Origin of the sequence: Mycobacterium sp. 3-98 (assembly GCF_035918355.1) — a bacterium.
Lineage (GTDB): Bacteria > Actinomycetota > Actinomycetes > Mycobacteriales > Mycobacteriaceae > Mycobacterium > Mycobacterium intracellulare.
This window is the reverse complement of the sequence record NZ_CP142360.1, coordinates 3,407,756-3,416,621: the sequence shown is the minus strand read 5'-3', so window position 1 is coordinate 3,416,621 and position 8,866 is coordinate 3,407,756. Positions and strand designations below refer to the sequence as shown.

Annotated in this window: 4 protein-coding genes; all 4 read left to right on the top strand. The window is 67.3% G+C overall.

The window, feature by feature from the left end; genetic code table 11:
* Positions 1-45: 45 nt before the first annotated feature.
* Genes pks2 through QGN30_RS16175 form a run of 4 tightly spaced genes read left to right on the top strand, consistent with a single transcriptional unit; the run spans position 46 to position 8,864 of the window.
* A complete protein-coding gene (gene pks2, locus QGN30_RS16190) occupies positions 46-6,396 on the top strand; it encodes a sulfolipid-1 biosynthesis phthioceranic/hydroxyphthioceranic acid synthase (RefSeq protein ID WP_038536078.1) in 6,351 nt (2,116 codons plus the stop codon).
* An 18-nt stretch (positions 6,397-6,414) separates the two neighbouring features.
* Complete coding sequence (locus QGN30_RS16185) at positions 6,415-7,713, top strand: cytochrome P450 (RefSeq protein ID WP_014380018.1); 1,299 nt, start codon at positions 6,415-6,417, stop codon at positions 7,711-7,713.
* A complete protein-coding gene (locus QGN30_RS16180; RefSeq protein WP_198347176.1) occupies positions 7,710-8,048 on the top strand; it encodes a hemophore-related protein in 339 nt (112 codons plus the stop codon). Before QGN30_RS16185 ends, QGN30_RS16180 begins: the two co-directional genes overlap by 4 nt.
* Before the next feature lie 48 nt (positions 8,049-8,096).
* Complete coding sequence (locus tag QGN30_RS16175) at positions 8,097-8,864, top strand: siderophore-interacting protein (protein ID WP_026071587.1); 768 nt, start codon at positions 8,097-8,099, stop codon at positions 8,862-8,864.
* Positions 8,865-8,866 lie beyond the last annotated feature (2 nt).

Here is an 8,866-nt window from a genome sequence, read left to right as displayed (position 1 = left end):
CGACGACCCTGGCAGCCAACTCAGTCGTTGCTGTGAGGGCGCGAAATGACTACCTACCCGATCGACGACGTCATGCAGCGCTCGCCGTCGACCGACTCGCCCCCGATCGGCGCCACACCTGTCACTCCCATTGCTGTGATCGGCATGGCGTGCCGGCTACCGGGAGGCATCGACTCCCCGGAGCAGTTGTGGGAGGCGTTGCTGCGCGGCGACGACCTGGTTACCGAGATCCCGCCCGACCGCTGGGACGCCGACGAATACTACGATCCCGAGCCGGGTGTGCCGGGCCGGTCGGTCTCGCGGTGGGGCGCATTCATCGACGACGTCGCCGGCTTCGATCCCGAGTTCTTCGGGATCAACGAGCGGGAAGCGACCGCGATGGATCCGCAACACCGGATACTTCTGGAAACCTCGTGGGAGGCCATGGAACACGCCGGTCTTACGCGGGAGCGAATCGCCGACTCGCGCACCGGCGTGTTCATGGGATTGACGCATGGTGACTACCAACTGCTGGCCGCCGACGCGCACTCCGTCGAGGGGGCATACGGCTTTTCCGGCAGCAACTTCAGCCTGGCCTCCGGGCGCATCGCCTACGCCCTGGGGGTTCACGGTCCCGCACTGACCGTGGACACCGCCTGTTCTTCCGGCCTGACCGCGATCCACCTGGCTTGCCGCAGCCTGCACGAGCGCGAAAGCGACCTCGCCCTTGCCGGCGGCGCCACGCTGGCGTTGGACCCGCGGAAATTCGCCGCGGGGTCGGCCGAGGGCATGCTGTCGCCGACCGGGCGCTGCCACGCCTTCGACGTCGCGGCCGACGGGTTCGTGGGCGGCGAGGGCAGCGTCATGCTGTTACTCAAGCGGCTGTCCGACGCGCTGCGCGATGGCGACCGGATTCTGGCCGTCGTGCGGGGGACCGCCGCCAATCAGGACGGTCACACCGTGAATATCGCCACCCCGTCGAAGACCGCGCAGACCGCGGTGTATCAGGCGGCGTTGGCCGCCGCGGGTGTCGACGCCCGAACGGTTGCCATGGTCGAGGCCCACGGGCCCGGCACCCCGGTGGGCGACCCGATCGAATATGCCAGCCTGGCCGACGTTTACGGCGTCGAGGGGCCCTGCGCGCTGGCGTCGGTGAAGACCAACTTCGGCCATGCGCAGGCGGCCTCGGGAGCCCTCGGGATGATGAAGGCGATCCTCGCGCTGCAACACGGTGTGGTTCCCCGGAATCTGCATTTCACCCGGCTACCCGATGACCTGGCTAAGATCGATACGAAACTCTTTGTGCCCCTTGAGACTACGCCGTGGACTACCAACGGGGACCACCCACGACGGGCGGCGGTCTCGTCGTACGGCCTGTCGGGAACCAACGTGCACGCCATCGTGGAACAAGCACCCGAACAAGCCCTGAAAACCGTTGTATCCCAGGACGAATCGTCGACGACGGAACCGCTGATATTCCCGCTGTCGTCCACCTCGGCCGATGAACTGCGCCGCACGGCCGGCCGGCTGGCCGGCTGGGTGCGAGCACATGACGATCTGGCGTTGCCCGACCTGGCCTACACCCTGGCGCGCCGGCGCGCCCACCGCCCGGTACGTACCGCGGTCATCGCGGATAGCCGGGCCGGGCTCGTCGTGGCGCTGCGCGAGGTCGCCGACGGCGATGCTCCCTATCAGCCCGCGGTCGGACAGGACGACCGCGGGCCGGTTTGGGTGTTCTCCGGGCAGGGTTCGCAATGGGCGGCGATGGGCGCAGACCTGCTGGCGACCGAACCGGTGTTTGCCGCCACCGTCGCGGAAGTCGAACCGCTGATCGCGCGGGAGTCCGGATTCTCGGTGATCGCAGCCATGTCGGCGCCGCAGACCGTGGCCGGCCAAGACCGTGTCCAGCCGACCCTGTTCGCCTTGCAGGTCGCGCTGGCGGCCACGATGAAGGCATATGGAGTGCGCCCGGGCGCGGTGATCGGGCACTCGCTAGGCGAGGCCGCGGCAGCTGTCGTCGCGGGTGCGATGTCGCTGGAAGACGGGGCGCGGGTGATCTGCCGCCGTTCGCGGCTGATGTCCCGCATCGCCGGTGCGGGTGCCACCGCATCGGTGGAATTGCCCGCCCAGCAAGTGCTTTCGGAGCTGACGGCGCGTGGCGTCAACGACGTCGTGGTGGCGGTGGTGGCCTCGCCGCAGTCCACCGTGATTGCCGGTGCCGCCCAAACGGTTCGTGACCTGGTCGCGGCCTGGGAGCAGCGCGATGTGATGGCCCGCGAGGTCCCCACGGACGTCGCCTTTCATTCGCCTCAAGTCGATCCGATCATGGACGAGCTGACCGCGATGCTCGCAGAGATCAGGCCGATGACACCGGAGGTTCCGTACTACTCGGCGACCCTGTTCGACCCGCGCGAGCAGCCCGTGTGCGACGCCCGCTATTGGGCGAACAACATGCGCCGTATGGTGCGGTTCGCCACGGCGGTGCAGGCCGCTTTGGAGGACGGCTTCCGGGTTTTTGCCGAGCTGGCGCCGCACCCGCTGCTTACCCGCGCTCTCGAGCAGACCGCGCGCGGTCGGGAGATGCCGATGGCCGCTCTGGCCGGGATGCGCCGTCAACAATCGCTTTCCTACGGGCTGCGTGGTTTTGTGGCGGATCTACACAGCGCGGGCGCTGCGGTCGATTTCTCCGTGCTCTACCCGAGTGGGCGGCTGGTGGACGCGCCGCTGCCGACCTGGACGCACCGCCGGCTGTGGTTGAGCGGCGGCGGCCAGGAATCCCCGACACACGGCGGCTGCACCGTTTCCGTGCATCCACTGCTGGGTTCGCACGTGCACCTGCAGGAGGAGCCCGAGCGCCACGTGTGGCAGGCCGAGGTCGGCACCGCCGCGCAGCCGTGGCTCGCCGACCACCAGATCCGCAATGTGGTTGTGCTCCCGGGAGCCGCGTACTGCGAGATGGCGTTGGCCGCCGCGCGCACCGTGTTGGGCGAGACGGCCGAGGTTCGCGACATCCGGTTCGAGCAGGCGCTCCTGCTGGATGAGCAGACCACGATCGGCGCCTTGGCGTCGTTGTCCTCACCGGGCGTCGTCGAGTTCACCGTCGAGTCGAATCGGGGCGGTGAACAGGCGCGGCATGCCGCCGCAATCCTCCGTGCCGCAGAGGATGACCGGCCCCCCGCGTATGACATGTGCGCGCTCCTCGCCGCGCATACGGGTAGCGATGATGGCGACGAGGTGCGCGCGCGCATGGACCGACGTGGCGTTCAGTACGGTCCCGCATTCGCCGGTTTGGGTGTCGTCCACACCGGCAAGGAGGCGCCCGGCACCGTCCTGGCCGAGGTGGCGCTGCCCCGCCAAATCCGCTCGCAACAGGCGCTTTACGGCGTACACCCCGCATTGCTGGATGCCTGTTTCCAGTCCGTTGAAGCTCATCCGGACGTCCGGGCCCTGGGCGACGGCGCGCTGGGGTTGGTGTTGGGTATTCGTCGACTCCGCGCCTACGGCGCCGCCCGCAACGCCCACTACTGCTACACACGGGTGACCAAGGCCGACACTTCCGGGGTCGAGGCCGACATCGACGTGCTCGACGAGCACGGGGCAGTCCTGCTCACCGTGCAGGGCCTGCGGGTGGGCACCAGCGCATCCGAGAGCGGCAACAAAGATCGGGTGCTGGCCGAGCGGCTGCTGACCGTCGAATGGCGGCAACGCGAATTGCCGGAGCCGGACCACACCGACGCCGGAAGCTGGCTTTTGCTCGGCACTTCCGACACCGCGGACGTGGCCGCCAGCTCGCTCGCCGACGCGTTGAAAAACCACGGGATGCAGTGCACGACCATGTCCTGGCCGCGGCACGCCGACCACAGCTCCACCGTGGGTCAGCTCGGAAATCATCTGCGTACCGGTGGATTCGCCGCAGTGGTGATCCTCACCGGGCCGGACAACGGTGAATCCGACGAGCAGTGTGCGCTTTTGGGCCGGGACTACGTGCAACATCTGGCGCGCATTGCCCGCGAGCTGGTGGACGTTCCCGGCGAACCGCCGCGCTTGTACGTCGTCACCCGCAACGCCCAAACGGTGGTGTCCAACGACGTGCCCGACCTCGCGCAGGCCGGACTGCGGGGACTGGTCCGGGTAATCGGCATGGAACACCCGCATCTGGGCGCCAGTCTGATCGATGTGGACGAAACCACCGACGCCGAGCAGCTGGCACGGCAACTGCTCGCCGGTTCGGACGAGGACGAGACCGCCTGGCGAAATGGCGCGTGGTACACCGCGCGGTTGTGCCCCGCTCCGCTGCTTGCCGAGGAGCGGAAAACCGCCGTCGCCAACCACGAGTCCGACGGGATGCGGCTGCAGATCCGTACGCCCGGTGACCTGGAGTCACTCGAACTCGTTGCCTGCGACCGCGTTCCGCCGGGACCCGGAGAGATCGAGGTCGCCGTCAGCGCGTCCAGCATCAACTTCGCCGACGTCCTCGTCGCGTTCGGCCGTTACCCCGCCTTCGAGGGCCGGCTGCCTGCGCTGGGCACCGACTTCGCCGGCGTGGTGACCGCGGTCGGACCGGGCGTGACCGGCCACCGGGTGGGGGATCATGTCGGCGGCCTGAGCGCCAACGGTTGTTGGGCTACGTTCCTCACCTGCGACGCGCGCCTGGCCGTCACGCTGCCGGCCGGCCTGGCCGACGACCAGGCGGCGGCGGTCACCACCGCGCACGCCACCGCCTATTACGGCCTGCATGAGCTGGCCCGAATCCAAGCCGGTGAGCGGGTGCTGATCCACTCCGCGACCGGTGGGGTTGGACAGGCGGCAATCGCCATCGCCCGGGCCGCGAAGGCCGAGATCTTCGCCACCGCGGGCAGCGAGGAACGTCGACAATTATTGCGCGACATGGGTATTGAGCATGTCTACGACTCGCGAAGCGTGGAGTTCGCCGACCTGATACGGCGCGACACCGACGGCTATGGCGTGGACATCGTGCTCAACTCGGTCGTCGGCGCCGCCCAGCGCGCGGGCGTCGAATTGCTGGCGTTCGGTGGCCGATTCGTCGAAATCGGCAAACGCGACATCTACGGTGACACCCGGTTGGGGCTCTTTCCGTTCCGGCGAAACCTCACGTTCTACGCCCTCGACCTGGCGTTGATGTCATTCAGCCACCCGGACAGGTTGCGAGACCTGCTGAACACGGTGTACCGGCTCACCGCGGACGGCTCGTTGCCGATGCCGCAGAGCACGCACTACCCACTTGCCGACGCCGCCACCGCAATTCGGGTGATGAGCGGCGCGCAGCACACCGGCAAACTCGTGCTCGATGTCCCGCGCACGGGCCGCAGCCGCGTGATGTTGCCGCCCGCGCAGGTCGGGGTCTTCCGCAGCGACGGGGCTTACATCGTCACCGGTGGGCTGGGAGGCTTGGGGCTGTTCCTGGCCGAGAAGATGGCTACTCCCGGTTCGGGAGCCGGTTGCGGGCGTATCGTGCTGTCCTCGCGCTCGCAACCAACTCCCGAGGCGCTGGAGATGATCGAGCGTATCCGCGGGATCGGTGCCGACGTCGTGGTCGACTGCGGCGATATCACCGAGGCCGAGACGGCCCGGCGATTGGTGGCCACGGCAACCGCCACCGGGCTTCCGGTGCGCGGTGTGCTGCACCTGGCGGCGCTGATCGAGGACGCCACGCTGACCAATATCACCGACGAGCTCATCGAGCGTGACTGGGCACCAAAGGTTTACGGTGCATGGAATTTGCACACCGCGACCGCTTCGCAGCCATTGGACTGGTTCTGTTCGTTCTCCTCGGCCGCCGCGCTGGTGGGCTCGCCCGGTCAGGGCGCCTACGCCGCCGCCAACAGCTGGCTGGACGCCTTCACCCGTTGGCGCCGGGCTCGAGGTCTGCCGGCCACCGCGATCGCGTGGGGCGCCTGGGCGCAGATAGGACGCGCCACCGCCTTCGCCGGCCGCGCCGACGCTGCTATAGCTCCCGACGAAGGCGCTTATGCATTGGAAGCGCTGCTGCGCCATGACCGCGCCTGCACCGGCTACGCCCCGATAACGGCTACACCGTGGTTGGCCGCTTTCGCCCAACGCAGCCCCTTCGCCGAAGCGTTCGGCTCCAACGGGCAAAGTGCCACGGGCACAAGCAGACTGCGTGCCGAGCTCGAAGAGCTGACCCTGGACGAGTGGCCCACCCGGCTGCGGCGATTGATCTCCGACCAGGTCAGCCTGATCCTGCGTCGCAACATCGACCCCGACCGTCCGCTGTCCGAGTACGGACTCGACTCGCTGGGCGGCCTCGAACTACTTACCCGCATCCAGACCGAAACGGGCATACGCGTGACGCCCGCCGACATCGCCAGCATTGGCACCATTCGCGGTCTGGCGGAACTGCTGTGCTCAAAGCTGGCGCCCGCGGACGCGGCGTGAGGCGGAAAGGATTTCATCATGGCTTCCGATCACATGGTCACAGGAAAGTCCGCTCCGAGCGGACCCGAGCACCTCGACTTCTTCACCGACAAGGCGCTCGTCGACGACCCATACGACTACTACGACGCGATCCGGCGTTGCCCGGTATGGCGTGAGCCGGCGCACGGTGTGGTGATGGTGTCGGGGTACGACGAGGCCCTCGCGGTGCAACGCGACACCGAGCAGGCCCTGTCGGTATGCAACATCGTCAGCGGGCCATGGTCGGGGATTCCGACCAAAACCGACAGCGATGACATCTCGGACGTGATCGAGCGGCACCGCAAGAAGGTTACGTTCGGCGACTACTTCATCACGTTCGATCCACCGAAGCACACCGCGCACCGCTCGCTGTTGAGCCGGTTGTTCACGCCGAAACAGCTCAAGAACAACGAGGACTTCCTGTGGCGCCTTGCCGATGAACAACTCAACCGCTTCGTCGCAAAGGGTAAGTGCGAGATCGTCTTCGACTACAACTTCCCGTTCACGCTCGACGCGATCACCGACCTGCTGGACGTACCCGAGGCCGATCGTGAGCGATTCCGCCACGCGGCGAGAGCCAGCAGGCTCGAAGGCGACCGCAGCGGTTTCGTCGGCGTGAAAGAGGAGTGGTTCGTGGAGTACATCGAGGAACGGCGGCGCAATCCGCGCGACGACGTCCTCACCGAGCTTGCGTTGGCAAAGTTTCCCGACGGCACGACCCCCGACGCGTTAGACGTCGCCCGCGTTGCCACCTTCATGTACGCCGCGGGCCACGGCACGACGATCGACCTGCTGAGTCTGTCGATGCTCACGTTGGCGGAGCGACCGGACCTGCAAGAGCAGCTGCGCGAGGACAATTCAAAGATTCCCGCCTTCATCGAGGAGATGCTGCGCATCGAGAGCCCGATCAAATCGAACTTCCGCCTGGCGCGGCGTAGCACCAGGATCGGAGACGTCGATGTGCGAGCCGGTACCAGCATTCTGGTGATGAACGGTGCGGCAAACCGCGATCCCCGGCGGTTCGACGATCCCGACGAATTCCGCCTCGGCCGCCCGAACATACTGCATCACATGGCGTTCGGCCGTGGTGTTCACACGTGCCCGGGCGCGCCCATCGCCCGCGCCGAAGTGCGGGTGAGCCTGGAACGAATCCTGGCTCGGATGCGCGACATTCGGCTTTCCGAGGCCAAGCACGGTCCCCCGGGCGCTCGCCGGCTCGATTGGGACCGCACCCTGTTGTTCAGGCGCCTCAAGGAATTGCACCTCGAGTTCACACCCGTTCAGGAGGTGTCCAATTGACCACGCAATCGTTGACCCGAGTGGCTGTCGGCGTTTGCGCCCTCGCATTGTCGTTGACCGCCGGCGCCGGCCTTGCGGACGCCGATCGGGACCTGAGTCCGTTCGTCAACACCACCTGCAATTACGGACAGGTGATATCGGCGCTGCAGGCGGCGGATCCGCAAGCCGCCGCACAATTCAACTCTTCGCCGGAGAGCGGGGCCTTCTTGCGTCAGTTCCTCGCTTCGCCGCCGGGTCAACGCCAGCAGATGGCCCAGATGCTGGCCGGCCAGCCGGGGGCCGACCAGCAGTTTGAACTCGTCCAGCGCGTCTTCGGCACCTGCAACAACTACTGAGCAGACCGGCACCCACCCTCGACCACCGAAAGCGTTTTGGAGTTCTTTGTGGCCACACTCATCGAACGTTTCCCACTGATCAGCACGCTGCGAGACGCTGTTTTCCTCTCCGCGACGGTCAGCGAGATCGAAAGTCTGACACCAAGAATGCGCCGCATCCGGTTCAGCGGCCCGCGGCTGCAGGGACTGACCTGGACGCCGGGTCAGCATGTCCGGCTGCAGGTCGCGAACCTGCGTGATTCCGTTGTGCGGCTGCGCCCGTACCCGGTGCTCCGCACGTATTCCATCTACGACGTCGCCCCCGACCTCGGTGCGCTCGACATCGTGATGGTCGACCACGACGGCGACCCGAAGAACGCGACGCCCGCCAGACGCTGGGCGACGGCCACCTCCGTCGGAGACCAGGCCCAGTTCACCCGCCCCCAGGGCAAATTCGTCATCCGCCGCGACGCGCCCTACCACGTGTTCGCCGGCGAAGAAACCGCATCGGTCGCGTTCGCCGCGATGCTGCGCTCCCTGCACCCGTCCGCCGAGGTTTACGGCGTGGTCGAGGCCGCGACCGACACCGACCACCTTCCCCTCGCCACCCCCCTGACCCGGGTCGAGCGCGGTGACGCCCCGGCGGCAGACTCTGCCGTGCTCGCCGATGCCCTACGTAGCCTCCCGCTACCCGCCCATCCCGGCGTCGCCTACCTCGCCGGCGAGGCCCGCACCATACAAACCTTGCGCAAGATCCTGACCACCGAACGTGGCTGGGATCGACGCCAGATATGCACCAAACCCTTTTGGACCCCCGGCCGAGCCGGCATGGAGTGATC

Coding starts and splice junctions, on each gene's coding strand:
- QGN30_RS16185 (WP_014380018.1), top strand. CDS start 6,415: ATGGCTTCCGATCACATGGTCACAGGAAAGTCCGCTCCGAGCGGACCC.
- pks2 (WP_038536078.1), top strand. CDS start 46: ATGACTACCTACCCGATCGACGACGTCATGCAGCGCTCGCCGTCGACC.